Source organism: Microcoleus sp. B9-D4 (genome assembly GCF_036705105.1).
In the GTDB taxonomy this organism is placed as follows: domain Bacteria; phylum Cyanobacteriota; class Cyanobacteriia; order Cyanobacteriales; family Microcoleaceae; genus Microcoleus.
Genome location: NZ_JAUBTS010000033.1, coordinates 33,406 through 59,078 on the forward strand (window position 1 = coordinate 33,406; position 25,673 = coordinate 59,078).

The 25,673-nt window shown below is 45.2% G+C and carries 21 protein-coding genes and 1 pseudogene; 13 read left to right on the forward strand and 9 right to left on the reverse strand.

Annotated features, from left to right (window positions below; all coding sequences use genetic code 11):
• Positions 1-570: 570 nt before the first annotated feature.
• Positions 571-2,325: a DNA repair protein RecN gene (recN, locus tag QUB24_RS19495; protein ID WP_333154816.1), complete on the reverse strand. Its 1,755-nt coding sequence runs from the start codon at positions 2,323-2,325 to the stop codon at positions 571-573.
• Between the two features lie 319 nt (positions 2,326-2,644).
• On the opposite strand from recN, the gene QUB24_RS19500 reads away from it, so the two are divergent.
• Positions 2,645-3,976 carry a TAXI family TRAP transporter solute-binding subunit gene (locus QUB24_RS19500; protein WP_333154817.1) on the forward strand — a complete coding sequence of 444 codons (1,332 nt, stop codon included), beginning with the start codon at positions 2,645-2,647 and terminating at the stop codon, positions 3,974-3,976.
• A gap of 194 nt (positions 3,977-4,170) precedes the next feature.
• Here QUB24_RS19500 and ruvB read toward each other — a convergent pair whose 3' ends face one another.
• Positions 4,171-5,259, reverse strand: a complete 1,089-nt coding sequence (gene ruvB / locus QUB24_RS19505) for a Holliday junction branch migration DNA helicase RuvB (protein ID WP_333154818.1) — start codon at positions 5,257-5,259, stop codon at positions 4,171-4,173.
• Positions 5,260-5,330: 71 nt separating this feature from the next.
• Between ruvB and QUB24_RS19510 the strand changes: the two genes are divergently transcribed.
• From QUB24_RS19510 to QUB24_RS19545, 8 genes are all read left to right on the forward strand, one after another.
• The gene (locus tag QUB24_RS19510) at positions 5,331-5,870 is read left to right on the forward strand and encodes a hypothetical protein (RefSeq protein WP_333154819.1); all 540 of its coding nucleotides are present in this window, start codon (positions 5,331-5,333) and stop codon (positions 5,868-5,870) included.
• Positions 5,871-6,039: 169 nt separating this feature from the next.
• Complete coding sequence (locus QUB24_RS19515) at positions 6,040-6,906, forward strand: ABC transporter permease (RefSeq protein WP_445300420.1); 867 nt, start codon at positions 6,040-6,042, stop codon at positions 6,904-6,906.
• Between the two features lie 176 nt (positions 6,907-7,082).
• On the forward strand, positions 7,083-8,495 hold the full coding sequence (locus QUB24_RS19520) for an ABC transporter ATP-binding protein (protein WP_333154821.1): 1,413 nt from the start codon (positions 7,083-7,085) through the stop codon (positions 8,493-8,495).
• 15 nt (positions 8,496-8,510) lie between these two features.
• Positions 8,511-10,031: a methyltransferase gene (locus QUB24_RS19525; protein ID WP_333154822.1), complete on the forward strand. Its 1,521-nt coding sequence runs from the start codon at positions 8,511-8,513 to the stop codon at positions 10,029-10,031.
• A gap of 46 nt (positions 10,032-10,077) precedes the next feature.
• The gene (locus QUB24_RS19530) at positions 10,078-15,423 is read left to right on the forward strand and encodes a glycosyltransferase (protein WP_333154823.1); all 5,346 of its coding nucleotides are present in this window, start codon (positions 10,078-10,080) and stop codon (positions 15,421-15,423) included.
• A gap of 138 nt (positions 15,424-15,561) precedes the next feature.
• Positions 15,562-16,290, forward strand: a complete 729-nt coding sequence (locus QUB24_RS19535; protein ID WP_333154824.1) for a class I SAM-dependent methyltransferase — start codon at positions 15,562-15,564, stop codon at positions 16,288-16,290.
• Between the two features lie 186 nt (positions 16,291-16,476).
• A complete protein-coding gene (locus QUB24_RS19540; protein ID WP_333149339.1) occupies positions 16,477-17,757 on the forward strand; it encodes a glycosyltransferase family 4 protein in 1,281 nt (426 codons plus the stop codon).
• A 117-nt stretch (positions 17,758-17,874) separates the two neighbouring features.
• On the forward strand, positions 17,875-18,459 hold the full coding sequence (locus QUB24_RS19545) for a DUF1802 family protein (protein ID WP_333154825.1): 585 nt from the start codon (positions 17,875-17,877) through the stop codon (positions 18,457-18,459).
• 37 nt (positions 18,460-18,496) lie between these two features.
• Here QUB24_RS19545 and QUB24_RS19550 read toward each other — a convergent pair whose 3' ends face one another.
• From QUB24_RS19550 to QUB24_RS19565, 4 genes are all read right to left on the reverse strand, one after another.
• Positions 18,497-19,147, reverse strand: a complete 651-nt coding sequence (locus QUB24_RS19550; RefSeq protein WP_333154827.1) for an ABC transporter permease — start codon at positions 19,145-19,147, stop codon at positions 18,497-18,499.
• A 33-nt stretch (positions 19,148-19,180) separates the two neighbouring features.
• Positions 19,181-19,642 (reverse strand): DUF29 domain-containing protein, encoded by a 462-nt coding sequence (locus QUB24_RS19555; protein ID WP_333154828.1) that lies wholly within the window; start codon positions 19,640-19,642, stop codon positions 19,181-19,183.
• A gap of 52 nt (positions 19,643-19,694) precedes the next feature.
• Complete coding sequence (locus tag QUB24_RS19560) at positions 19,695-20,450, reverse strand: ATP-binding cassette domain-containing protein (protein WP_333154829.1); 756 nt, start codon at positions 20,448-20,450, stop codon at positions 19,695-19,697.
• An 81-nt stretch (positions 20,451-20,531) separates the two neighbouring features.
• The gene (locus QUB24_RS19565; RefSeq protein ID WP_333154830.1) at positions 20,532-21,170 is read right to left on the reverse strand and encodes an NUDIX hydrolase; all 639 of its coding nucleotides are present in this window, start codon (positions 21,168-21,170) and stop codon (positions 20,532-20,534) included.
• Positions 21,171-21,430: 260 nt separating this feature from the next.
• On the opposite strand from QUB24_RS19565, the gene QUB24_RS19570 reads away from it, so the two are divergent.
• Entirely contained in the window at positions 21,431-21,703 is a 273-nt protein-coding gene (locus tag QUB24_RS19570) for a hypothetical protein (RefSeq protein ID WP_333154831.1), read from the forward strand.
• Positions 21,704-22,144: 441 nt separating this feature from the next.
• Here QUB24_RS19570 and QUB24_RS19575 read toward each other — a convergent pair whose 3' ends face one another.
• The gene (locus tag QUB24_RS19575; RefSeq protein WP_333154832.1) at positions 22,145-22,576 is read right to left on the reverse strand and encodes a hypothetical protein; all 432 of its coding nucleotides are present in this window, start codon (positions 22,574-22,576) and stop codon (positions 22,145-22,147) included.
• 267 nt (positions 22,577-22,843) lie between these two features.
• Between QUB24_RS19575 and QUB24_RS19580 the strand changes: the two genes are divergently transcribed.
• Entirely contained in the window at positions 22,844-23,035 is a 192-nt protein-coding gene (locus QUB24_RS19580; protein ID WP_333154833.1) for a hypothetical protein, read from the forward strand.
• Positions 23,036-23,086: 51 nt separating this feature from the next.
• Positions 23,087-23,998 carry a GTPase Era gene (era, locus tag QUB24_RS19585; RefSeq protein WP_333053634.1) on the forward strand — a complete coding sequence of 304 codons (912 nt, stop codon included), beginning with the start codon at positions 23,087-23,089 and terminating at the stop codon, positions 23,996-23,998.
• A gap of 264 nt (positions 23,999-24,262) precedes the next feature.
• Here era and QUB24_RS19590 read toward each other — a convergent pair whose 3' ends face one another.
• Both QUB24_RS19590 and QUB24_RS19595 read right to left on the reverse strand, forming a co-directional pair.
• The gene (locus QUB24_RS19590; protein ID WP_333154834.1) at positions 24,263-24,517 is read right to left on the reverse strand and encodes a hypothetical protein; all 255 of its coding nucleotides are present in this window, start codon (positions 24,515-24,517) and stop codon (positions 24,263-24,265) included.
• A 149-nt stretch (positions 24,518-24,666) separates the two neighbouring features.
• Positions 24,667-25,197 carry a peptidoglycan-binding protein gene (locus tag QUB24_RS19595; RefSeq protein ID WP_333154835.1) on the reverse strand — a complete coding sequence of 177 codons (531 nt, stop codon included), beginning with the start codon at positions 25,195-25,197 and terminating at the stop codon, positions 24,667-24,669.
• A 148-nt stretch (positions 25,198-25,345) separates the two neighbouring features.
• On the opposite strand from QUB24_RS19595, the pseudogene QUB24_RS19600 reads away from it, so the two are divergent.
• Positions 25,346-25,492, forward strand: a pseudogene (locus tag QUB24_RS19600) (GTPase Era); the annotation flags it as partial.
• Between the last annotated feature and the right edge of the window lie 181 nt (positions 25,493-25,673).

The window sequence follows — 25,673 nt, forward strand, 5'->3', positions numbered from 1 at the left end:
TAGTCTCTAAGCGAAGAGAGCCGGGAAGTTGATTAGTGAGTCACCTGTCGCACAAGACTCAAGTATGTGTGAAAGTATTTCCCAGTTTACAGAACTCCGGCCACAAGGCAAGGGAAATTCAGTTGGCCTTGCTGCCCAACGGAGGGTGGGAGAGTAACGAGGCTGTGGGAGTGCTGCAATCTTTTTAGAGATCGCGAATCTTGTTTAAATGGTTTATTAACTGATTTTGACATTGTGCGTGCCTGGTTTAAGTAAGTTCTGCCGATCTTTGAGCCGATCGCCCGCAGGAACATGAATGCGTACTGGCGGGAGGACTGCTGAAAAGGGGGTGGCCTTGTGGGACTAGCCGCAATTGTGACACTACCAGTTGCTAGTGATGTGTGCCCTTCTCTACACAATTGTGGTTTTTAACTAGAATTTCTCTCTATTTGGCTGCTCTTAGGTTTCATCCCACTAAATTCACGGGGCTTTCAGCTTTTTTTTGTAAAATTTGCGGTTGACATTTTTAGTGTAACCTCCGACTCGGAAAAAACTCCGCCTTTTAACCCCCCGATCGGCTTGATGGTCTGCTCAGGGTTGGGCCGACTGAGTTTGGCGCAATCCGGCGGCTTCGACAAGCAGGGATTCGGCGAAGGCGATGGCTTCTGTTGCTGAGCGGCCACTGGCGAGTTGGGCTAGTTCTTCCCGCCGCTGGTCACTGTTGAGAGCGGCAACTCTGACTACTGTACGTTCGACTGGTTCGGAGTTGGCTGCGGGTGCCTCGATACTTGGTTCTGCTTCGATCGTCTGTTTGTTGACGCGAAAATGAAAATCAGCCATCGCGGCGATCAGCGGCTGGTGGGTGACGCAGAGAACTTGGTGTTTGTCGGAAAGTTGGTAGAGTTTTTTGGCGATCGCTCCGGCGACTCTCCCGGAGACTCCGGCGTCGATTTCGTCAAAAATCAGTGTACCGGCGCTTTCTATTTGGGAAAAACAGGCTTTGATAGCGAGGAGAAAGCGGCTCATTTCTCCCCCGGAGGCGATCGCGCCCAGAGGTTGCAGAGGTTCGCCCGGATTGGGGCTGAAACAAAAGGCGATTTGGTCTGCACCGGTGGCGGTTGGGGTACAAGGCGAGATTTCGACTTGAAATTGCACTTTTTCCATTGCTAACGGCTTAAGTTCTCCTACGAGGTGCGTTTCTAGTTTGAGGGCTGCTTCGCGTCGCAGGGTGGTGAGGTGGCTGCAAGCGTCTTTTAATTGCTCTAAAGCGGTCTGATATGCGAGTTCTAAGGCTTCCATTGACTCGCCTCCTTCTAAAAGTTCATTTAGTTCGTTTTGAATGCTTTGGTAGTAGGCGATCGCTTCTTTGAGTGGCCCGTATTTGCGACAAATTTGTTTGAGTTCGCGAATCCGATCTTCTACTTCTTCGAGTCTTTCGGGATCTGCTTCTAATTGTTCGCCGTAGCTACTAATTTGCCGGCTGGCTTCTGTGGCTTGAGCTAAAGCATCGCTGACCATTTCTAGGATTGGTTGCAACTGCACATCGTATACCGCCATATCGCTTAAAATTACTTCGGCTTTGCTCAACAAGTCGGCGGCTGATGCGCTGTCGCCATCGTTTTGGTACAGGGCTTGGTGGACTTGGTAACTCTGCTGCTGCAATTCGACGACGTGGCCTAGCCGGATTGATTCGTGTTCTAGCTGTTCGAGTTCGTCGGCGTCTTCGATGTGGGCTTCGCCGAGTTCTCGGACTTGGTATTCTAACAAATCAAGTCTTTGCAGTCGCTGCTGTTCCGACTGACGCCTGCGTTTGAGGGCGGTTTTGGCGCTGTTGGCTCCCAGCCACGCGGAGGTGATGATCGATCGCGCTTCAGTGAGCTTTTTGCCGCCGTATAAATCGAGCCATTCTCGCTGGAGAGTTTCTTGTCCGAGGTGGACGGTTTGGCCTTGGGCGGTAATTTCGACGAGCCGATCGCGCAGTTGATCCATTAACTGGCGGTTGACGAAAATTCCGTTCAAGCGCGATCGGCTACGCAGAGCACCGCTCGATGCGTTAATTTCCCGGCTGCAAACGACTAAATTTCCGTCTATGGGTTCGATTTCTTGCTCGCCCAGCCACAAAGCTGCGGCTTTGTCCAATTCAAAGGTAGCTTCCAATATTGCCCGCGCTGCTCCGGTGCGAATCGATCGGCGATCGACTTTCCCGCCCAAAACTGCATCGATCGCATCTAGGATAATCGATTTACCAGCGCCGGTTTCCCCTGTAAATACGTTCAAACTCGGGCCAAATTCTAGATCCAGACAGTCAATTAAGGCAAAGTTTTCTATTCTGAGGGATATTAACATGAGGAATGGGGAATTGGGAATTGGGAATGGGGAATTGGGAATTGGGAATGGGGAATTGGGAATTGGGAATTGGGCATGGGGCCTAAAAGCATCGCACAATTTTAGATTTTAGATTGTAGATTTTAGATTGAGTGGTAATCTTAATCTAAAATCCCCTATGGGAAATCCCCCATCGGATGGGGCCTAAAAGCATCGACCCAACAGGGAATTGGCTATTGGCTCCTCCACTATGGGGCGCGTCGAATTTTCCGAGTCCTATTTTCCTTTTTAACTAGAATACTTTTGATTTTGCCATTCTAACGATCGAGTCTCAACCTCTATGCAAAATAAATTTCTGCTTCCCGTTGCTCTATTAAGCGTTGTCCTGATTGGAGTTTTTGGCTGGGAGGTGCACAAAGACAAGCAGCGAGTCTATGAATTAACCCTAGTGACGGGAACCAAGACAGGCTATTATTATCCTTTCGGACAAGCAATTGCTGAGGTAGTTATTAAACAAAATCCGCGCCTGCGGATTAAAGTTGTTGAGACTCAAGGCGCTGACGAAAATATGCGCCGGCTTCAGGCAAATGAGGCTCAGTTAGCTATTGCCCTGAACGATACGCCGGCAGTGCCCCAAGCGCGGGTAATTGCTTCTTTGTTTAAGGAAGTTTTTCATTTAATTGTTTCGGAAAAGTCGGGAATTAAAAGCGTTTCTGATTTAAAAGGAAAACATATTGCGCTGAGGGAGAAAGGCAGCGGTTCTTATAGTTCTTTTTGGTTGGTCAGCAAACATTACGGTTTGAAAGCAAGCGATTTTCAGTTTACTGCTGGCTCTTGGACTGAGGCTAGTAAGTTGTTTGCTAGCGGCGAGGTTGATGCTATTTTTCGGGTGCAACCTCTGGGGAGCGATTTGGTTAGCGATTTGCTGAAAAATACGCGGGGCAAATTGGTGCCCATCGACCAAGCGGCGGCGATGAAAATTAAGTGGCCTTATCTGCAAGCTCACTTGATTCCTAAGGGTACTTACAAGGCCGCTCCAGCAGTACCAGATGTGGATTTGCCTAGCGTTGAGGTGGAGGCAACTCTGTTGGTTCGCAAGGATGTCGATCCGGTAATAGTTAAAGAAATTACGCGGATTTTGTTCGAGCACCGCCGCAATTTGGTAGCTACTAATTCTTTGGCAGCCATGATTCGTGAGCCGTCCGAAAGCGGCGGTTTGGGTTTGCCCGTACATGAGGGTGCTCAGGCTTATTACGATCGCGAAAAGCCGGATTTTTTTGCAGCCAATTCCGATGTTATCGGTTTGTCTTTTTCGTTTGTTACTCTGTTTGTTTCTTGGCTTTGGCAGTTGCGATCGCGCTTTTTGCAGAAACAAAAAAATAGAGCTGACAAGTTTAATTTGATTATTCTAAATTTGATTCAAAAAATCCGCCAAGCCGGAACTTTTGAGGAAATAGATCGGTTGCAAGAAGAGTTGTTTGAGATTTTTAAGCAAGTTATGGCGGATTTGGAGGAAGATAAAATTGATTCGGATTCTTTTCATTCTTTTACTTTTACTTGGGAAACAGCGCTAAAAATTGCGACTGATCGAGAAAAAGCATTGCGGAATTTGTCGCTGGTTTCCCATGATTTAAAAGCTGATTTGACTGCTGTAAAAAAGATGGACAAATAATTTAGATTAGCAGTTATTAGTTATTGGTTATTAGTTCATTCCTGGATGCCAAAAGTGGTTTCACACTACTTATAGCGGTAAGGTGCAGCGTACCCTACTTAATTTATAAGAGGAGTTATAAGTCATTAGTTATTAGTTATGTAGGAGTGGCTCCAATAATTAATGACCAATAACCAATGCCCATGCCCCATTTTTTATTCAATAAAACCCAAGTGTTTTCTAGCAGCAACCGTTACCATTCTCCCGCGATTTGTCCGCTGCAAAAATCCGATTTGCATTAAGTACGGTTCGTATACATCCTCAATGGTTTGAGTGTCTTCTCCTGTAGAAGCTGCAAGGGTTTCTAAGCCCACTGGGCCGCCGTTAAAGTTCTCAATCATTGCTGTCAAAATCCGCCTATCTGTCCAATCTAAACCTAGCGGATCGACGTTGAATAATTCCAGGGCGAGTGAGGCAACTTCGGCATCAATTGGCTTTAAATTTTTGACTTCGCTGTAGTCCCTAACTCGTCGCAGCAAGCGGTTAGCGATCCGGGGGGTTCCGCGAGCTCGGCGGGCAATTTCTGTGGCTCCTTCTGGGGTTATTTGAGTGTCGAGAACTTGGGCGGTTCTTTGGACAATTAGACTAAGTTCGTCTATTTCGTAGTAGCGCAATCTTTGGATCAAGCCGAAGCGATCGCGCAATGGAGATGTCAGCGATCCGACTTTTGTGGTTGCTCCTACTAAGGTAAATGGTTTCAGGGGAATGCTGCGGATTTTGGCGGTTTTTCCTTGCCCGATCGTAATATCTAACCGACAGTCTTCCATCGCCGGATAGAGGATTTCTTCTGTAACTTTAGATAAGCGGTGAATTTCGTCGATAAACAGCACGTCGCCTGCTTTGAGGTTGATCAGCAATCCGACAATATCTCGCGGTTTTTCTAAGGCTGGGGCGGTGGTGATTTTGCATTCAACTTCCATTTCTGCTGCTAAAATTAGCGACATTGTGGTTTTTCCTAACCCTGGAGGCCCGTATAGTAACAGGTGATCCATAGGTTCGCCGCGAGATTTGGCTGCTGCAATTGCGATCGCCAAAACTTCTCTCAAGTCTTTTTGCCCGATGTATTCAGCTAAACGCTGAGGTCGGATTTTGTCGTCTTGTTTGCTGTTGATTTCGTCGGGTAGTTCTTGCGATTCTAGCAAAGATTCCGCCTGGGGTTTGGCGGCTTTTTTGCGACGGGCTGGGGCTATGTCTTCGGGTAGATTTGGGTCGGGGGGCTGTTGTTTGGAGGAGATAATAGCCATATTTATTTGCGATCGGGCAGCGGGAATTGTTTACACTTGTTAGCAGAATCTTGACAATTATTGAGTTCGTTATGAGTATTCCATCTTCTTTATTAGCATCGGAAAGCATAACTTTTGAGGGGGCGATCGAGCTGACTCAATCTTTACTGTCGTTCATGGAGGCCGATCGACTTTTACAAGCCGACATCCAGCAAGCTGTTACATCTCTGGTGAAAACACAGAACGGTGCTAGGGGGTTTTTTGTCACCTATCTAACGGACGATCGACAGGAGGCAGATCACCCGTCACCCGGAGTAGTCGAGGCGCTGCGATCGGCTCCTGAGATCGTAGCAGAACTGCTGGTGAAAAATTTGGCGATGTCGGCGGCAATGGTTGTACATCATTCGCGCCAGCAAAAGGAGGAAATGGCGGCCGATTCTGCTAGAGTGCAGGAGCGATCGCGCAATTTAATTCAAATGCTGCAAATGCCAGCGTGTCAAACTATAGCGTCGCAAATGCTAGAAAGTTTGCACAGTGCCAACGGCGAGTATGAAAAATTTTTCCGGCGGTGGGGCTACGACGACGAGCAAAAACGGGCGATGGGTTCGGCAGTTCGATCGGCGATCGGCTAAAATAGCCTCCGAAGGAAGGGGAAAGAAGAAAGAAGGAAGAAGCCCAAGCCAGGGTGGCAGATGCTTGATCAAAACGACGGGGCTGTGGAATAATTGCGGTTTAGCAAAAGCTGCACAATTGTAGCTTGAGTTGATTTAGGTGTGAAGCTAGTGAACGAGGGCGAAAAAATTGCAGAGAACTGTCAAAGGAGTTGCCCAAAAGGCCCGAAGCCTGGGCGGCCGGCGGCCGGCAAGTACACGCGAACGGCGGTGGGCGAAGCTGAATCTGCTGGCAACATTGGTGCGCCGGGACTTGGAAGCTCAATACAAAGGCTCGATTCTGGGCAATTTGTGGCCGCTGCTGAATCAGCTATCGCAATTGGTGATTTACACATACGTATTTTCGATCGTCCTCAAGGTAAAGCTCAGCCTTGCAGGCTTCCCAGAAAACAGCGACATTACATTTGGAGTCTGGTTGTTTGCAGGTTTGCTGCCTTGGACTGCCTTCACCAGCGGTTTGATCAAGTCGGGAGTATCGGTGGTGGGGCAGCCGAATTTAGTGAAAAAAGTGGTATTTCCCCTCGGTTTGCTGCCCTTAGTGCCGATTTTTACAGCTTTTCTTGAAAGTTCTCTGGGTTTAGCAGCTTTGATTGTGATAGTAGCAGTGTCGTCGCAAAAACTCCACGCTACTTTATGCTTGCTGCCGCTGGTGTGGCTACCTCAGTTGCTGATAACTGCTGGTTTGGGATATTTGACAGCGGGCTTGACTGTATTTTTGCGAGACATTCCTCAGACATTAGGTGTTATTCTAAATTTTTGGTTTTATTTGACGCCGATCGTCTACCCAGCATCAATCATCCCCCAAGAGTGGCGAGTGTGGATATTTTGGCTGAATCCAATGGCCGCCATCTCGGAGGTTTATCGAGACCTCATACTGCTTGGAGAAGTTAAGCATTGGGGCGAATGGGGTCTCGCCACGCTAATTTCTGCTGCTATATTTTGTGGAGGTTTAGCGGTTTACCGGCGTTTGCGTCCCGCTTTTGCTGATGTGCTGTAAATATGTTTGAGATATACAGTCAATTCTTCAATCTAAAATCCCCATAAAGGTGTTTGCAGCAGCGGAATGCAAGTCCTCATAAAAATCAGAGGACGGTCGTACTCACTACAAACCTATTTTTAGTTCGAGCGAACATAATATCAATCTAAAATCTAAAATCTAAAATCTAAAATCGGATGACAGAAAATGTAATTTCACTAAAAAATGTTTCCAAATGCTTTAAGCGGTACGATCGTCCAGGAGACCGCTTAAAGGAAATTATTTACCCCAGCAAAAAACTGGCTGACGAATTTTGGGCCCTGCACGATATCAATTTAGAAATTCCTCAAGGACAAACTCTGGGAATCGTCGGCCGCAACGGTTCGGGAAAAAGCACTCTGCTGCAAATAATTGTAGGGACGCTGACTCCTACCACAGGAAGCGTGGATGTTAAAGGCAGAGTCTCCGCTTTGTTGGAACTCGGAAGCGGGTTTAACCCGGAATTTACCGGGCGACAAAATGTGTTTTTTAACGCTCAGTTACTGGGATTCAATCAAAAAGAAACTGAAGAAAAATTTGACGATATAGCTGCTTTTGCTGATATTGGGGATTTCATCGAACAGCCAGTCAAGACTTATTCTAGCGGTATGTTTGTCAGGCTAGCTTTTGCCGTTGCGACTAGCGTCGAGCCAGATATTTTGGTGGTTGACGAGGCGCTTTCGGTGGGCGACGAAGCTTTTCAACGCAAGTGTTTTGCCCGCTTGCAAAGCATTCAGGAAGGTGGCGGAACAATTTTATTTGTTTCTCACGCTGCTACTTCTGTGGTGCAACTTTGTACGTCGGCAATTTTAATGGATAGCGGTGAATTGCTGCTGTCTCACACGCCGAAGGTGGTAATTTCTAAGTATCAAAAGCTGATTTATGCCGATCCAGATCAGGTTCTGGGGTTAAAGTCAGATATTCGAGCTCTGAACCAACTGACAAAACAGGAAAGTCAAGACCAGCTTCAGGATGCTAATTTAGAAAGCACAAAGAGGGAAGTTAAACCGGAGCAACATCTCTCTAAACCCAAGGAATATTACGATGAATTTTACGATCCGGGGATGATACCGTCAAATACGGTAAGGTATCCCTCTCGCGGAGCGGAAATAATCAACCCCCACATCGAGACGCTGAAGGGAAATGTGGTAAATCACTTGATCGGCCGTCAAGATTATATTTATACTTACTCTGTCACTTTCTCCCGGTCAACTTCCAAAGTTAGGTTTGGAATGTTGATTAAAACGATTAGCGGTTTTGAGTTGGCGGGTGCTTCTTTGAAGGCTTCTACTCAGTCAGTTAGGTATGTGGAAGCGGGAACGACTATTGTAGTGAAGTTTCAGTTTAAATGTTTGCTGAATCCCGGAGTTTATTTTCTGAATGCTGGGGTTGTGGGAACGGTGGATGGAGATTTAACTTATCTGGATCGCTGCGTTGATGTGGCGATGTTTAGAGTTCAGTCTTGTACTGAGTCCTGCGGTAACGGCATCGTTGACTTGCTGATCGAACCGTGTTTAACTGTTGTTAATGCTGATACTCTAGTTAAAGAGCAGTCAACAGAGGTTATCTAAAATTCTGTAAAAAAAATGAGCGATATCAATTTAGATTTAGTCGAAAATCCCGTAATCAAAGCATTTATTCAAGATCAAACTAAGTTTCCCGAAAATTTTAAACTGAATATCTGCGAAGACGATGAAATGTATTTGTTCAGCTTGAACAACGTCAAAGACGATCGCGATCGGGCTTTGGTGCGCTATTATTCGCTCGGCCGTCGCATCTTGGATACGGTTAAACAAGTTGTGGAATGGCATTTTGGCAGTTTTGAAAAAGTACCCTCGTTTTTAGATTTTGCCTGCGGTTACGGTCGATTTACCAGGTTTTTGATTCAGGAAATACCGCCGGAACAAATTTGGGTTTCTGATATTTATGCTAACGCGGTTAAGTTTCAAACTGAATACTTGGGCGTCAACGGTATTGTCTCAACTGGAAAACCAGAAAATTATTTAATTGACCGCAAATTTGACTGCATTCTGGCTAATTCTTTTTTCAGCCATATGCCGGAAAGAACTTTTACAAGTTGGTTGCAAAATTTGTACGATTTGTTGACTCCTAATGGCATTTTGATGTTCAGCGTTCACGATGAGTGTTTGCGAAGTCCTCATATAGAAATGCCTGCTAACGGTATTTTGTTTAGTGCTCAAAGCGAAAGTCAGTCTTTAGATAAGGAGGAATACGGCACAACTTATGTAACAGAAAAGTTTGTGAGAGAATGTGTCGATCGAGTTGGCGGAGGCAAAGCTTTTGTTCACCGCATCAAAAAAGGCATCTGCAGATTTCAGGATTTGTATGTTGTTACAAATGAGCTAGTTAGAGATTTTTCGGAGCTGAAATTCAATCATCACCCGGAAGGATATATTGATGTTGCTGCTTTTACGAATAAGGAGAATTTGTATCTGGAAGGATGGGTAGCTGATGTGAATCTCGACGGTAGAATTGAGGAGCTGAAAGTGCTGGTAAACGGCGAGGTGGTACAGAGGTGCGAGCCTTTTTACGATCGCCCAGATGTAGCTGGATATTTTGAAACTGATGGGGCTTTGCAGTCGGGGTGGAGCTGTTATTTACCCAAAAACACTGTAGGGTTGCAGGATGTGTTAATAGTCAAAGCAATCAATAACTATGGTTTGGAATGGATTCTGGAAACTTGCACTGTTAAATCGCTGGTTAACCAAAGACAATCGCAGTCTTTATTGGGTTCTACTCAGACAAAACTTCAATTACTTGAGACTCAGTTAGAGTCGGCTAGGATAGAATGGGAGCAAAATCAAAGTAAGTTAATGATTACTGAAACAAAGTTGGAAGAATCTCAAACAAGTTTGCAAGAAGCTCAAACGCAATTAGTTTCAGCTCAAACGCAATTGGAGCAAACTCAAAATCAGTTAGTAGCTGTGCAAATGCAGTTGGAAAAAACTGAAAATCAACTAATTAATCTCAAGCAAGAATTAGAGCAAGCGAAGTGTCGGGTTTTGGCAATGGAAAGCAGCAAGTTCTGGAAGCTGAGAAGCGCGTGGTTTCAAGTCAGGCGATCCATGGGATTAGCGGGAGAGTAGCGAGTAAATTTGGTTGGTGTGGGTATTAGGGCGAGGGAGAGAAATTGTGAGTACAAATGACAGCAAACCGTCGGTTTTTATTGTTACCGGAATGCACCGTTCCGGTACGTCTTTAACAGCTTCTTTATTTCAGAAAGTCGGGGTTGATATTGGTAAAAAGTTAGTGGGCCCTGCCGATGGAAATGTGAAAGGTCATTTCGAGAATGTTGATTTTGTGGAGTTTCACAAAAGTGTTTTACGATCGCACGGTATTGATGAACTCGGATGTACGTTTGAAAAAACGATTCCGGTAGCAGCGGAATACGTGGAAATCGCCAAACGCGCGATCGACCAAAATCAACTTCCTCACAAACATTGGGGTTGGAAAGACCCGCGAACAGCCCTTTTTTGGGATTTTTGGCTGAATTTGCTCCCCGAAGCTAATTTTATCTGTGTTTATCGATCGCCCTGGGAAGTAGTCGATTCCCTTTACCGCCGGGGAACCGATGTCAGCTTGCTGCAAAATCCCGAAATGGCAGTAAAAATGTGGATTCACTACAATCAAAAAGTTTTAGAACTTTACGAACGTTTCCCCCATCGCTGTCTCCTAGCCAACGTTTACCCCATCGGCAACACTCCTGAACTTTTCCTCGATCGAGTCAACGAAAAATTTAATGTTAACTTAGGTGCGATACCGGCCGAAAATTTTGAAGAATCTTTATTAGTCAACGATATTGTCAAAAGTCACAGACCGAGTTTAATAGAAAAATATTATCCCGAAGCATTAGAACTCTATCAACTTTTGGAAACCCAAGCGGGCAATCTGAGCAGCGAATCCAAAGGTGCGATCGATCAAGTTATTCATTTCCCAGCATCTCCAGTCTGGCCATTTGAAGATTGGCTAAAAATCCGCTTGCTGGAAAAACAGCAAAAAACCAGCTATTCCGAACTCAAACAGTGGCAAGAACAATTTCACCAGGCCCAGGCGAAAGTGTTGGGCTTAGAGACTGAATTAGGAGCAACTCAAGTACAGCTTGCCGGCAAAGAATCAAATTTTCAAGAAGCTTTAGCAAAACTCCTCGGATTAGAAACAGAATTAGGACAAACTCAAGTACAGCTTGCCGGCAAAGAATCGCAATTTCAAGAAGCTTTAGCGAAAGTCTTAAAATTAGAAGCAGAATTAGGGGAAACTCAGGTACAGCTTGCCGGCAAAGAATCGCAATTTCAAGAAGCGTTAGCGAAACTCCTAGGATTAGAAACAGAATTAGGACAAACTCAGGTACAGCTTGCCGGCAAAGAATCGCAATTTCAAACAGCTTTAGCGAAAGTATTAGAATTAGAAGCAGAATTAGGGCAAACTCAGGTACAATTTGAAGAGACTGAATTTATATTGCAGCAAAAGTTAGGTGAGTTACTTCAGTTAGAAACAGCACAAAGTCAAAATCAGGAAAGATTAAAGGATACTAAAGAAAAATTAGAAGACTCCCGCCAGGAAACTGAAAATTTTCGCGCAGAAATTGCTCTAATCAAGTCTTCTAGATGGTGGCAAGTGAGGGAAAATTTGTGGGAAATTCAGCGCAAAATTCGCGACTTGTTTCCTAAATTTATTTTTTCGTTAGATCAACCCACTACTTGGCAAGTTTGTGATTCCAACCTGCTAATTGTGGGCTGGGTTTTTAACCAAAAAAGAGAGACTACAGCAGTCCGCGCCAGAATAAAAGACCAGAGTTTTGCGGGCGTTTACGGCATAGATAGAAGTGATATAGCGCTAGCACACTCTAATATTCCGGCTGCGAAGAAATCAGGTTTTACAATTCAATTGGAAGCGCCAGCAGGACGGCACGAAGTGCTACTGGAAGCGCAAGATGAGCGAGGTAAATGGCATTTGTTGGCCGCTTATCCGTTGTTAGTTTCCACGATTCAAGCATCGTTAGATGTACCGGTGGTGTGGGAACAGCGTCAGGGTCAAATTTTGTTTGCAGGTTGGTGCTGCCACCACGATCGCAAAATTGCTAAATTAAGCTTATTGTGCGGCGATACTTCTGTAGAATGCGCCTACGGTTTACGGCGAAAAGATGTCGGTGAAGTGTTTCCCGACTGGGTTAACAGTTCGGAAAGCGGTTTTGAGGCCCTTGTCGATTTGCCGCCAGGGGAATGGCACGTTTCTCTGCAAGCTGAGTTAGAAACCGGGGAAATTTTGTATTTTCAAGCGCCGAAAAAATTGACAGTGCGGCGCTACCATATCTGGCAGCGAAGTGCAGATAAGTTTGAGGAGTTATCAAGGTTTACAGCCGCAATTCAGCAGCGGGCGAAGGAAAGAAAACAGCGTCTTGGTAGAATTGTGCCCCTGCCCTGGGAAATTGTGAAAGTGCTCCGCCAGTTGGGGAAGATTTATCGGCAGCAAAAACAGTTTACTGCGCCGGGAGATTTACTACCACCTGCGGGTTTTGTGGTGCCTCAACCCATTGATAGGTATGACGCTTGGCTGGAGGTGAATCAGTGGAACGATCGCGCGCGCGATTACTTGATTTCTCGGTTAAAATCCTGCCGGGAACCCCTGCCCAAAATTTCGGTAGTAATGCCAGTTTACAACCCGCAGATAGATTTTCTCGAAAGTGCGATCGACAGCGTAATCAATCAAGTTTATCCAAACTGGGAACTCTGCATTGCCGATGATTGCAGCACCGATTTCACTGTTGCTGACACTTTGAAAAACTGGGTTCAAAAGGACGATCGTATCCGCATCACATTTCGCACAGAAAACGGCAACATCAGCGCAGCAACTAACAGCGCCGCCGCCCTCGCAACAGGCGACATCATCCTGTTTTTAGACAACGACGACGAACTCACTCCCGACGCATTAGGCGAAGTCGCCTTATATTTTGCCGCCCATCCAGCCACCGATTTTCTCTATTCCGACGACGACAAAATCGACACCAAAGGTCGCCGATTCGCCCCGCAATTCAAACCGGAATGGTCGCCGGAACTGCTGCTTTCCTATATGTATCTCGGTCATTTGTGCGCTGTCAGAAGACACATTTTTGAAGAAATAGGCGGTTTACGGATAGGTTTTGAAGGCTCGCAAGATTACGATTTGGCCTTAAGAGCCACCGAAATTTCTCGCCACGTCGCGCACCTGCCGCTAGTGCTGTATCACTGGCGAACTGCACCCGGTTCTACAGCCATATCTGGGGCCGCGAAACCCGCCAGTTTTTCCGCAGGTCAAAAAGCTATTCAAGACGCACTAAACCGCCGCAAAATTAATGGTAATGTCGCTCAGCACGCATGGGCTATTAAAGAAAATTTGGGCATATTTGCCCAGGATTTCCCGGATAACGGCCCGTCAGTAACGGTAATTATTCCTACTAAAAATCAGCTCCACTTGCTGAAATCATGTCTGGATTCTCTAGAAAATACAACATACAAAAATTATCAAATTGCCGTTATCGACAACGAAAGCGACGACCCGAAAACTCTGGAATATTTAAAGCAATTAAATTGCCAAGTTTTGCATATAAAAAATCCTGGGGGCAAGTTTAGTTTTGCAGCAATTAACAACCGCGCTGTCGAACAAGTTGACAGCGAATATGTGTTGTTTTTGAACAACGATACTGAAGTAATTAACCCCCGCTGGCTGAGTCAAATGGTGGGATACGCTCAAATCGCGGGCGTGGGTGCAGTCGGGGCGAGGCTTTTGTATCCCGACGGCAGAATTCAGCACGCAGGCGTAATTCACGGGCTGCATCACGGTTTGGCGGGTCACGCTTTTAAGCTGATGGACAAGAATAATCGAGGCTATCTTTCTCAGGCAATGGTAACGCGAAATTACTCTGCGGTAACAGCCGCTTGCACGATTACTCCACGTCAATTGTTCTTAGAATTGGGCGGTTTTGATGAGGAGAATTTTGCTGTTGCTTACAATGATGTAGATTACGGATACCGATTGTTAGAACGGGGTTATCGGTGCGTATATTGTCCCGATGCGGAGTTGTTGCACAAAGAGGGAACTTCTAGGGGTTTTACCGACAATCCTCAAGAAGTGGCGGCTTTTAGACGTAAGTATGCGGGCAAAAATGACAGTTTTTACAGTCCTCATTTGTCTTTAGAAGATGAGTATTTTCATATTCAACCTCGACGGGTTTTTATGAAGGAAGAAGAGAGAAGGAAGAAGGAAGAAGGAAGAGGGAAGAAGGAAGAAGGTTATACATTGGAAGTTTCCGATTCTGGTTGGTTGGTAGCAGAAGCAGAGAATTTGATTCATCCTGTTATAGTTTTGATGTGCAGCAATTCGCTGGATTTTACTGGAGCGCCGCTACATCAGTACGAAATTGCGGTGAAATTAGCGGCTGAGGGTGTGATTAAGCCGATCGTACTTTGCACAACAGACGGCCCCCTGCGACAGGCTTACGAACAGCAGGGAATTGAAGTAATCGTGCGCGACAATCCTCTCGAACACATCTATCAGCGCGATCCTTACGATGAAGCTATCAGCAGTTTTAGCAAGGAAATTGAAAGTTTAAAAGTAGATGTAATGTATGCCAATACTTTAGAAAACTTTTTTGTAGTTGACGCAGCGCGGCAAATCGGAATTCCGACGGTGTGGAACGTGCACGAAAGCGAACCTTGGCAAACTTATTTTAACAGGTTTGGTTCGGAGATTGCGGCGAGAGCTTTAGAGTGTTTTCGCTTTCCTTACAAAGTGATTTTTGTGGCAGATGCCACGCGGGACAGGTATTTGCCTCTCAACAGCCACCACAATTTTACCGTGATTCACAACGGCTTAGATTTGAGCAAACTGGAAAATTCGGAGAGCTCTGAATTGGCTAGAAAAACTTTAGGTGTTGCAGCGGAAGATGTGGTAATTTTGCTGCTGGGAACGGTATGCGAACGCAAAGGACAGCAGGATTTAGTGAAAGCACTTTCACTTTTACCTGAGAAATGGCACAATAAAATTAGGTGTTTTATTGTGGGCGATCGCCCTAGTATTTACAGCAATAAACTAGCCGATTTGGTGGGGGAATTGCCAGAAGAGTTGCGGCAAAGGGTAACAGTAGTCCCGGAAACTGGGGAGACGGGAAAATATTACAAAGCGGCTGATATTTTTGTTTGCACTTCTCGCGTCGAAAGTTTTCCCAGAGTGATTTTGGAGGCGATGGCCTGCGATTTACCAATTGTTACATCGCCGGTTTTTGGAATTAAAGAACAAGTGCGGTCTGGAATTAATGGTTTGTTTTATACGCCCGATCGCCCCGATGAGTTAATGGCAGCTTTGATTAGTTTATTGGAGGATAAACCTTTGCGGCAGCAGTTAGCTGAAAACGCTAAATATGTTTTGGCTTCACTTAATACTTTTGAGGAAATGACTCAAGCTTATGCAGAGATTTTCTGCGAAGCATATTTCAGCCGTCATTAGTCATCTTAAAGTGCCAGCGTCCCCCCCAGTGAAGGGCAGTAACTCACCTCGTAGACTTTTGGCAGGATTTAATATAATTTGCCAAGAATTGCGGAACATATTGAAAATTGAGCCATCAATACTATAAAATAATCAAAAATGAACGATGAAAAAATGACCGATCGCCCAAGAGTAGATTATGAAAGGGCCTGGGACAGTTACGCCCAACAGTGGCAAAAAACTAATGCCGAACTTGCCCATATTGGCGACGAATGGATAGGTAAAGCTGCCGGTGCCGCCAACTCCCTAGCCGAATACGAAGCGCTGATAGAACAGCAATTTATTGCACCGTACATCAAAAAAGAACATAGGGTTTTAGAAATAGGTATCGGAGGCGGAAAAACAGGTTCGCTGCTGCTGAAATACTGCGATCGACTAATTTGTGCCGACATTTCCAGTCAAATGCTGCAAGCGGCGCGATCGCGCTTGGGAGACGATCGCGTTTCTTACGTCAAACTCGACGGCTTAACATTAGACGGCATCGCTCCAAGTTCAGCCGATGTCTGCTTTTGTTACGATACAATGGTACACGTAGAACCGGTAGATATATTCAACTACCTGACTCGAATTCCCAAACTGCTGCGGGGCGATCGAATTTGCGTGTTTCACCATACCAATATTTTCACCGAATTAGGCTGGCAAAAATTCGCCAGCGAGTGGGACAAAAACTTGCTAGGGCACAGAGATGGCACTGCATTTTCAGTTATGACTGATACAATTATGGAAAAATTTCTCCATCATTTAAACTATGAAATTATCCTGAAAAATACATCTTCAGTACCGCGAGATTGTGTCTGGATCTGCAAAGCACCAACCCCCAATGAATAAAACCAAAGCTTTTTAGCCGAATCAAAATATTTTATTCCAACTAACAACAGAAAACAGTCAACAGACAACAGTCAACAGACAACAGTCAACAGTCAACAGTCAACAGTCAACAGACAACAGTCAACAGTCAACAGTCAACAGTCAACAGACAACAGTCAACAGTCAACAGTCAACAGACAACTGACAATGAAAGCATTATTTCTCCATCCCAACTTCCCCGCCCAATACCGCCACATTATCACGGCTTTAGGCGCAGATCCCAAAAATCAAATTGTTTTCGGTACTAAAAACGAGCGCCCAGAGTGGAACATTCCCGGCGTTCGCAAAGCAGCATTTACCCCCAGCCGAGAACCCCACGCGCAGACTCACCAATACGTCCGCCCTTTAGAAAGTGCCGTCATCTACGGACAAGCCGTATTTAGAATGGCAGAACAACTCAAAGCAGACGGTTTCGTACCCGATATTATCTGCGGACATTCCGGTTGGGGGCCGACATTGTTTGTCAAAGAAGCTTTTCCAAATACGCCGCTTTTGTGCTATTTCGAGTGGTTTTATCATGCTATTGGTTCCGACGCAGATTTCGACCCAGCGGAACCTTTAACAGTTGACGATATGGCCAGAATTAGAATCAAAAATGCGCCGATTTTGATCGATTTATACTCTTGCGATTGGGGTTTATCACCAACTTATTGGCAGCGATCGCAATTTCCGCCAGAATTACAACAAAAATTATCCACACTCCACGACGGCGTAGATACCGATTACTTCAAACCCGACCCCGGTGCTAAACTAATTTTGCCTAACTTAGACTTGTCTGGCGTTGATGAAATTGTCACCTACGTATCGCGGGGAATGGAACCTTACCGGGGTTTTCCCGAATTCATTGAGTCGATCGCCTATGTACAAGAACGCCGCCCAAACTGTCACGTCGTCATCGTTGGTTCAGAAAGAGTTTGTTACGGTCGTTCTTTACCCAACGGCGAGTCTTACAAAGACTATATGCTCAAAAAAGTCCCCCTAGATTTATCGCGAGTTCACTTTGTCGGGCCCCTACCTTATGGACTGTATCTAAAAGTAATTCAAGCATCCGACGTACACGTTTATTTGACCAGACCTTTTGTGCTATCTTGGTCGATGATTGAATCTCTATCCACCGGATGTTTAGTAATCGGTTCCGACACAGGGCCAGTCAGAGAAGTTATCCGCGACGGAGAGAACGGTTTGCTAGTCGATTACTTCTCACCGAAACAAGTAGCCGATCGCATTGATGAAGTTTTAGACCATCCTACCCGCATGGCAGAAATTCGCATCAAAGCCCGTCAAACCGCCCTCGAACGCTACAGTTTAGCTAAAATGCTGCCGCAACATCTACAACTGATCGAGCAAGTAGCAAATCGTTCCATGCCGCCTACAGTTGGTATGGAACCAGAACGGGAATTAGCAGCATCTTTTGCAGTGAGAATTTAGCAATAATAGGGTAGTCCTGCATAGTCAGGACTACGCCAATTTTAACAGGAAGAAATGGCTGTACTTGCTTGAAAGTACCCATTTTTGTTACTATTGTTAAAACCCAACTCAATTCCTATGAAATCAACTACTAGGGCGCTGAAAGAATGGAATGTAGCAGTTAATGCTTTGGAACAAGGTCAAACGATTGTGCTGTTGCGGAAGGGGGGAATTCGCGAGCAAGCAGGACAGTTCAATGTCACTGACAAACAGGTTTTGCTGTATCCAACTTTTGAACACCAACAGCCGGATTTATTAAAGCCGGAGTTTGCACATCAAGTCAAGACAGTTGAATCTGGTTGGCATCCAGAACTTATTAGAATTGGCAGTTGGGCGGAGATTACTGATGTTTTTTTGGTAGCTTGGGAACCGGCAATTACTGCGCTATTTCCTTACCATATTTGGAATGAAAATTTTGTTAGCGATCGCCTGAAATGGAAACAAAATCAGCCAATTTATATTTTATTGCTGCGGGCTTATCGCCTTGCAGAAATTCGCGAAATTCCCTACATTCCTGAATACGGCGGTTGCCGTTCTTGGATCGATTTGGCCGATGCTATTTCCTTGGAGGGAAGCCAAGCTGTTTTGAGCGATCGAGAGTACATTGAACACTCAAATGAAATCCGCAATCTGATAGCGAATCCTGCGAATGCTTCTGGTTAGCAGAGAGTGACAACGCTGACGGAAGGTATTCAGGATTTTACTCCTCATTAATAGTTTTTAAGGTACTTTTCGAGAGGCGCGCTTCTACGAAACCCAGCCCAAAATCCGCAGCTAATGCCATTAAAGCGGCCGGAATTGCCCCTGCCAAAAGTAACTGATTGTTGACGGTAGCAACGCCACGGAAAATAAACACCCCCAAGCCACCCGCGCCAATTGCAGCGGCGATTGTAGCGAGTCCGATCGCAATTACTGCGGCAACTCGCACGCCCGCCAGAATCACGCCCAGCGCCAGGGGAATTTCCACTTGCCATAACAGTTGCATATCAGTCATTCCCATGCCTCTTCCGGCTTCCGTAATCGCTGGATCGACGCCGACAATACCAGTATAAGTATTGCGGATAATAGGCAGTAAAGAATACAGAGTGAGGGCGATAATTGCCGTGCGATCGCCTATTCCACCCACTACCGGCACCGGGATTAGCAAGCCAAACAAAGCTAAACTGGGAATTGTTTGCATAATATTAGCCAATCCCAAAATTGGCTTTTTCAATTTGGGTTTTCTGGTGGCTAAAATTCCCAGGGGAATCCCCACAATAATAGCGATAAAAATTGCAACAGTTACTAAATATAAATGTTCACTGGCGCGCTGAACTATCTCAGCGCCATAGCGGTTGATAAAAATTATCATTGGGTAAGTGGTTAGTGTTGATTGCTGTCAACCTTATAAATCATTTTCTATTTCAGGACTTGGTTCACCAGGATAGAAGCGAGAGTCCAGAATTTCGTCTAAGCTATAAAGGCAGTTTTGAGGAAATGTTTTGAGAGGTAAATCGGTTTCTCCTACTGCCAAATCTCTACCGTTTTGATAAGCTTCTTGCAAAGCTTCTTGCAAGTAAGGTTTCAGACTTGGGTTCTCCTGTATCAGTCTCTGAGTATCCCGCCGCTGCACTCGAATTGTAGACAGCCAGCTACGGCTGCGCTGCTGAGGCTGATATTGCCACTTCAGCAAATGTCCCAGCAAAATGCTCAAACGATTTCTAAGTTCTTGACGTTCCTGTTTGCCCAAAGATTCAATCTCCTCAATTAAATTTGGCAAGTCAAGTTGACTCCACTGACACTTGCGAAGTAACTTGGCTTGTTCTTGCGTCCAAGCATAGAAGTCGCTCTCGTAAAGACTGTGCATCGTTTGATTATCAGCTTAGTTACTAAAACTATATTATCAAATTTTTGCTAAATCATTCAAATTTAGCTACTTGCAAACATTCAAGAAATGCCCCAGCTTCTGGATGCTGAGATTTGAGAAAATCATCAGGTGTTGCCACTTCAATCAACCGTCCATCTTGCATCAAACCAATTCTAGAAGCTAACAAAAAAGCTTCTTGAATGCCGTGAGTCACAAAAATCACAGTTTTGCCAAGTTGCTGCTGTAATTGACCGAATTCCCGCTGTAATTCCAGACGAGTAATCGGGTCTAAAGCACCAAACGGTTCGTCCATTAACAATATCGGAGGGTCAGCCGCCAGTGCTCTGGCGACGCCTACCCGCTGCCGCTGTCCGCCGGATAACTGATGGGGATAGCGTTTGGCGAAGTGCTGGGGGTCGAGGTTGACTAATTCTAACAGTTGCCGGACGCGAGATTGAATACGATCGCCCTCCCAACCTTCTAATCTTGGCACTAAACCGACGTTTTGCTCCACGGTAAAATGGGGAAACAAACCGATTTCTTGAATCACATAGCCAATTTTTCGGCGCAGTTGAATTGGGTTCCACTGAGTTGTCGGTTTTCCCATGACAAGAACTTCGCCGCTGCTTGGCGTTAGTAAATTGTTAATCAATTTCATGGTAGTAGTTTTGCCACTACCGCTGCGTCCCAGCAATACTAAAACTTCTCCTTGCAGCACTTTGAAATTAAGTTTGTCTACTAAATGCCTGCGGTTGAGGCGATATGTCACGTCGAGGCATTCGACAGCAACTTCATTATTGAGAGGCATGATTAGTTCCGGTAATTTGGGTTTTCAGCAACTTAAAATCGGCGACCCTCGGAAAACAATTCCTAATCTAAAATCTAAAATCTAAAATCTAAAATCGACTTGATTTTGCCATTCTAGCAGTAAGGCTCGACATTGGAGGCAAGTTAATTTTTTGAGCAAGTCGCGAATTCCGTCTGGGGTGACAGGATATTCAGCACCGATAAATTCGGGGTTTACTGTTGCTGTAGGGTGCAATTCTGCCACAAAACCGTAGAGTTTTTGATTGGAGAATGAGCTGTTTATCGCCCAGCCAATGGTGTTGATCGGTTCGATGCGGGCGATCGCACTTTCTGTCACGCCTAGTTCTTTCTTGATTATAGCTGGAACGGCTGCTGCTGGCGTGGATTCGGCTGGTACGCGACCTCCGGGAAAATCGAGGGTTGATTCTGCCACGCCGGGGCGATACATCTGTCGGGGAAACAGCAATTTGTCAGCTTGAATTGTCAAGATTACAACTGAATCTGCTCTTTCTACTCGCCAATATTCTACTGTTTTTCCTTCGGTTGTTTCGAGATGTTCGGCGATTAGTTTTACCCAATGAGAGTTGATCTCTACAAAGCGGTCTAGAGTTTTCCACTGGGATTTTGCAGTTTGGTTCATGTGGGAATTTTTGGAATAAATCAGATGTTGTTTGCTATGGTAGGCGATCGTTGCCGAGCGCAACAATAAGCTGTTCACCATTTAAATCTCAGAGGCTATCTATGCCAGTAAAGGGTTTCAGGCTCTGAAATACGCAGTTTAAATGCTAAACAGCTTAGCCGATCGACCTTTTCAGCTTTGAGCCAGTTTTTTGCTCTCGATTGTAAATTTTTGCTACAACCCTACACATTCGCCTATATAATTCGGTAACATAGACTACATAATCAAAGTTTATCTGCGCCTTCGCTCTGGGTTGTTTCAACCGCGCCCTGGTGCAGACTCTTAGCTAGACAGGAGTAGTTATGCAACTGCAAACAGATATTCGTACTTGGCAATCCCAACCAACGCCCGGAAGCTTCGCCAGTGTCCGCGACTGGGAAAAATTTGGCTGCGCCGTACCTGCACCAAAATTGACTCCTTCTATGTGGGTTAAATTGTTCAATCCGCCAACCGCATTCAGCTTTGACGAAGCGTGGCTGTTGTGTGAATCTTCGGAAGAACAGTGGCTAGCTTGGATTCCTGATTATGGCGAAATTTTACTGAGTACACATGAATTTTGCGCTACTAAATCGTGAATTACGCAGACAAACTTTCATAAACCAGGTGTTAAAATCCATATCCCTCCGGTTCCACGGGATTTTTGGGAAACAGGCTGGTTTCTGCGTAATTATCTCGTTTGCAGTGAGGAATGCAAGTCCTTAAACTTTGATAAGGACTTGCATTCCTCACTACAAACCTCTTGTATGATGTCGTTTCAGCCGATATCATATAAGTCCTAATAGATATTAATTGAAATTTCGCCAACAAAAAGAGCAATAGGTTTCCTATTGCTCTTTTTGTTCACAAACACTCTCTAGTTTTTATCTTTAAGATAGCGGAAGTTATATCAACTGGCCTCGATTGACCCCAATATCGCTGCGGTGACGGGTTTACTGTATCGATGCTTGCATGGGAGATATTGGTGAACCCGCCCTTACAGCAATTACGGTCAATTTAGCCCCTGTGATATTGCTGGCTTATTTGCAAACTGCACGGTTATTTGCGTTTCTGACGATCGTGCCTACTCTACCATTAATCAGAATCGGGTTCTTAGTGCTGGCTCGAATTAAGAGTGGTTGTTTGGCCAGACATTCTCTGATTGATGCTGCCCAGGCGGTGAGAGCTCCGGTGTATTCTGTACGACCCGCTGGGGCGCGAAACTGATCGGTAATTAGGAAATCCGAGGTGATGCTAGTGTCAGTACCAACATTGGTAATAATTGGAAAGTCAAAGGCTTTGGGCAAGGTTCTGTCTTGGATTCTGCCCGGTAGCACCTGGTATCTCTTCGAGCCACCCTTGTAGTCAATACCTGCTTCAGGGCTTGTGGGAGGGCTTGTTTGAGCCAAGGCGGAAACAGGCAAGCTTGCTACCAAAACGGTGCAGCAACTCCAAAATAATTTCGATTTCATCTGATTCATCTCCTCAACTTTATGACGATTAGCACTAATTTAGGTATGCTCAAAATACACTAGCTTTTATTTAGAAAGCGCCTGATGATATTCAGCTTTTGAGTTTGAGTTCAACTTACCTAATTTATTACCAAACATTCTCAAAAATGTTAAAACTGGTTGGCCTGACAAACTGTAGAAAAGTTTCAGTTGAGTTAGATATTTACACATCTGAAGTTGTTACAGCATTTGGGAGTCGGTTTTACCAGAATGATTCATTTTTGAGCGATGTCATTGGAACTTTATCAAATTTTGTCTCAGATATCAAGTTTTGCCGATCGCGTATCCTGTTTTAACACTGGGAAAGCGGCTCGATCGAGGTTTGAGTGTGGCGCGCTATACCAGGGCGAGAAAGATGCTACAGTGCATCGATGGGCGTTTGAGTATTTTCAGGCGACAATAGACAGAGAAGGGGCTTGAAAATAGGTGATTTTAGTGGAAGATAGTAAATTTATCGACGTATCGGGCATTATGGGTGTTCCCGCGGCTCCGGCGGGTTACAAATCGGGCTTTGTGGGTATTGTCGGACGCCCGAATGTCGGAAAATCAACGCTGATGAATCAGTTGGTGGGGCAGAAAATTGCGATTACTTCGCCGGTGTCTCAGACGACGCGTAACAGGCTGCGAGGCATCCTAACGACACCGGAAGCACAAATTATTTTTGTAGATACTCCCGGAATTCACAAGCCACATCACGAATTGGGCAAGGTTTTGGTGCAGAATGCCCGCACCGCGATTCAGTCGGTGGATGTGGTGCTGTTTGTGGTGGATGGTTCCGTGGAATCGGGAGGGGGCGATCGATATATTATCGAAATTCTCAGCAATTGCAAAGTTCCGGTGATTTTGGGGATGAATAAGTTGGACGAACAACCGGAGGATTCCGTATTGATCGATCGAACTTACGAGCAAATTGTCAATCCTGAGTGGCCTGTAGTGAAATTTTCCGCTCTCACGGGCGAGGGTGTCGAGTCGCTGCAACAATTGTTAATCGAACATTTGGAGGTTGGGCCTTATTATTATCCGCCAGATTTGGTGACTGACCAGCCGGAACGTTTTATTATGGGCGAATTGATTCGGGAACAGATTTTGCTGCTGACGCGAGAAGAAGTGCCGCATTCTGTAGCAATTGCGATCGACATAGTTCAAGAAGAAGCAAAAATTACGCGCATTCTGGCGACAATTCACGTCGAACGGGATTCCCAAAAAGGTATTTTAATCGGTAAAAGCGGCAGTATGCTCAAGTCGATCGGCAGTGCGGCCCGGGAACAGATTCAAAAGTTAATTGAAGGCAAAGTATATTTGGAGTTATTTGTCAAGGTGCAGCCGAAGTGGCGGCAGTCCCGCACTCGTTTGGCGGAATTGGGCTATCGGGTGGAAGAGTAAAGCGAACTGATGGAGCAAATAAGGGCGATCGTTGAGAGATTTTACAACTGAACTTCCCCTCGTAGGCAGAAGTTCAGTTTAAACTCACATCTTGCACCATTCTCAAGAACAGGCAAGATGCCTGTTCCACAAAGAGTGAATTTTCTTGTGGAACAGGCAAGATGCCTGTTCCTAAACAAGTAATTGAGAATGGTGCAACATCTCAGTTTAAATCATTGTCCTAAAAACTCCGCCCGCAACAGTCAACAGTCAACCGTCAACTCTTTAAGGACGTTCGGCAAATTTTTGAACAGCTTTTGGTGCAAAAGCTGCAACTAAAAAAGAAGTTGTAATGTATTTGCCATCAGCATTTTTGCTAGTTATTGTGATTGCGCCAAACGCGATCGCTGCAATCAGTGCAATAAAACTCATCGCTCGCATTGCCGAGTAGTGTCCATTATCTTCCTGCAAAAATTCAGCCAGCTCTTGTCCGTGTTCAGCAGAATTTGCTGTAGCTTCAAGGATAGCAGAATGTGTCATTTGATTAACCTCATAAATGATTAAAGCTTAACTAACAGGACTTACGCAATAACTGAGAAACTACACTACCTGTAGTTGTAAGGTGCGATTTTCACACCCTACAATTAGAGTCGGCACGTAAGTCCTATACAAGTGAGATATACCGTTGTTTAGTGCGGTAACTTGCTCAAAGCGTGCCAAGTTCTCGGCCCGACAATTCCCTCGGCTGGTAAACCCTTAATCGTTTGGAACTGGATCACCGCTACTTTGGTCATAACCCCGAAGTATCCGTCAACAAAACCGAAATAGTATCCATTCAATTTCAAGACATTCTGAACAATTTTGACAGCATTACCAGAACTACCAATCATGAGAGTCGGCATATTCACAGGTGCACCAGAGTATAGTGCTTGCCAGGTTAGAGGACTGACAATCCCATCTTCAGCTAAAAAGACGCGGTGTTGATAGCCTTTGACGGCGTTTTCAACATAGACGCCGAAAATACCATCGATCGCACCGAAATAATATCCCCAATGAAATAGAAGCTGTTGTAGTTCTTTGACAGCTTGACCTGTAGAACCCCGTTTTAAAGTAGGTTTCCTCAGTTCAGACGCTTCAGCAACTGCAAGAGTTGATTGAGAAGTAGTATCGGCGACAACAGCGATAGCTTGGTTATTGAGAGTTTTTTCTTCTGTAAACATGATAGGAATCCTCTGTGAATTCGAGTGTTTTCATTTGATATTTCAGGTATAACTGCTGTCTTCGATGGCTTCACAGTCGCTTTTTATAGTGACACTTGTGTTAGTTCACACATTGGAGTGTCACTCATTTGAGTTATATCGTTTCCGCTTACAGTCGATCGACAGTGCGGCGCGAGAACAGATTCAAAAGTTAATTGAAGGGAAAGTATATTTGGAGTTATTTGTCAAAGTGCAGCCGAAATGGTGGCTGTCTCGCACTCGTTTGGCAGAATTGGGCGATCGCGTAGAAGAGTGAAACTTTGGCAGTTGGCAGTTGGGGTTCTTCCGTTCTTTAGACCTCTTGCAAAAAATCCTTTTCATCAATTGATAGGACGGGCAAGATGCCCATCCCACAAGAAAAAATAAATTTTGTGGGATGGGCATCTTGCCCGTCCTAATTATTTTTGCAAGAGGTATTTTGAATCAAGAATCGAGCA

What these genes read in the sequence shown, in the direction of transcription:
- recN (WP_333154816.1), bottom strand. Translation starts at nt 2,325, where the DNA reads ATGTTAATATCCCTCAGAATAGAAAACTTTGCCTTAATTGACTGTCTG.
- QUB24_RS19500 (WP_333154817.1), top strand. Translation starts at nt 2,645, where the DNA reads ATGCAAAATAAATTTCTGCTTCCCGTTGCTCTATTAAGCGTTGTCCTG.
- ruvB (WP_333154818.1), bottom strand. Translation starts at nt 5,259, where the DNA reads ATGGCTATTATCTCCTCCAAACAACAGCCCCCCGACCCAAATCTACCC.
- QUB24_RS19510 (WP_333154819.1), top strand. Translation starts at nt 5,331, where the DNA reads ATGAGTATTCCATCTTCTTTATTAGCATCGGAAAGCATAACTTTTGAG.
- QUB24_RS19520 (WP_333154821.1), top strand. Translation starts at nt 7,083, where the DNA reads ATGACAGAAAATGTAATTTCACTAAAAAATGTTTCCAAATGCTTTAAG.
- QUB24_RS19525 (WP_333154822.1), top strand. Translation starts at nt 8,511, where the DNA reads ATGAGCGATATCAATTTAGATTTAGTCGAAAATCCCGTAATCAAAGCA.
- QUB24_RS19535 (WP_333154824.1), top strand. Translation starts at nt 15,562, where the DNA reads ATGAACGATGAAAAAATGACCGATCGCCCAAGAGTAGATTATGAAAGG.
- QUB24_RS19540 (WP_333149339.1), top strand. Translation starts at nt 16,477, where the DNA reads ATGAAAGCATTATTTCTCCATCCCAACTTCCCCGCCCAATACCGCCAC.
- QUB24_RS19545 (WP_333154825.1), top strand. Translation starts at nt 17,875, where the DNA reads ATGAAATCAACTACTAGGGCGCTGAAAGAATGGAATGTAGCAGTTAAT.
- QUB24_RS19550 (WP_333154827.1), bottom strand. Translation starts at nt 19,147, where the DNA reads ATGATAATTTTTATCAACCGCTATGGCGCTGAGATAGTTCAGCGCGCC.
- QUB24_RS19555 (WP_333154828.1), bottom strand. Translation starts at nt 19,642, where the DNA reads ATGCACAGTCTTTACGAGAGCGACTTCTATGCTTGGACGCAAGAACAA.
- QUB24_RS19560 (WP_333154829.1), bottom strand. Translation starts at nt 20,450, where the DNA reads ATGCCTCTCAATAATGAAGTTGCTGTCGAATGCCTCGACGTGACATAT.
- QUB24_RS19565 (WP_333154830.1), bottom strand. Translation starts at nt 21,170, where the DNA reads ATGGTGAACAGCTTATTGTTGCGCTCGGCAACGATCGCCTACCATAGC.
- QUB24_RS19570 (WP_333154831.1), top strand. Translation starts at nt 21,431, where the DNA reads ATGCAACTGCAAACAGATATTCGTACTTGGCAATCCCAACCAACGCCC.
- QUB24_RS19575 (WP_333154832.1), bottom strand. Translation starts at nt 22,576, where the DNA reads ATGAAATCGAAATTATTTTGGAGTTGCTGCACCGTTTTGGTAGCAAGC.
- QUB24_RS19580 (WP_333154833.1), top strand. Translation starts at nt 22,844, where the DNA reads ATGTCATTGGAACTTTATCAAATTTTGTCTCAGATATCAAGTTTTGCC.
- era (WP_333053634.1), top strand. Translation starts at nt 23,087, where the DNA reads ATGGGTGTTCCCGCGGCTCCGGCGGGTTACAAATCGGGCTTTGTGGGT.
- QUB24_RS19590 (WP_333154834.1), bottom strand. Translation starts at nt 24,517, where the DNA reads ATGACACATTCTGCTATCCTTGAAGCTACAGCAAATTCTGCTGAACAC.
- QUB24_RS19595 (WP_333154835.1), bottom strand. Translation starts at nt 25,197, where the DNA reads ATGTTTACAGAAGAAAAAACTCTCAATAACCAAGCTATCGCTGTTGTC.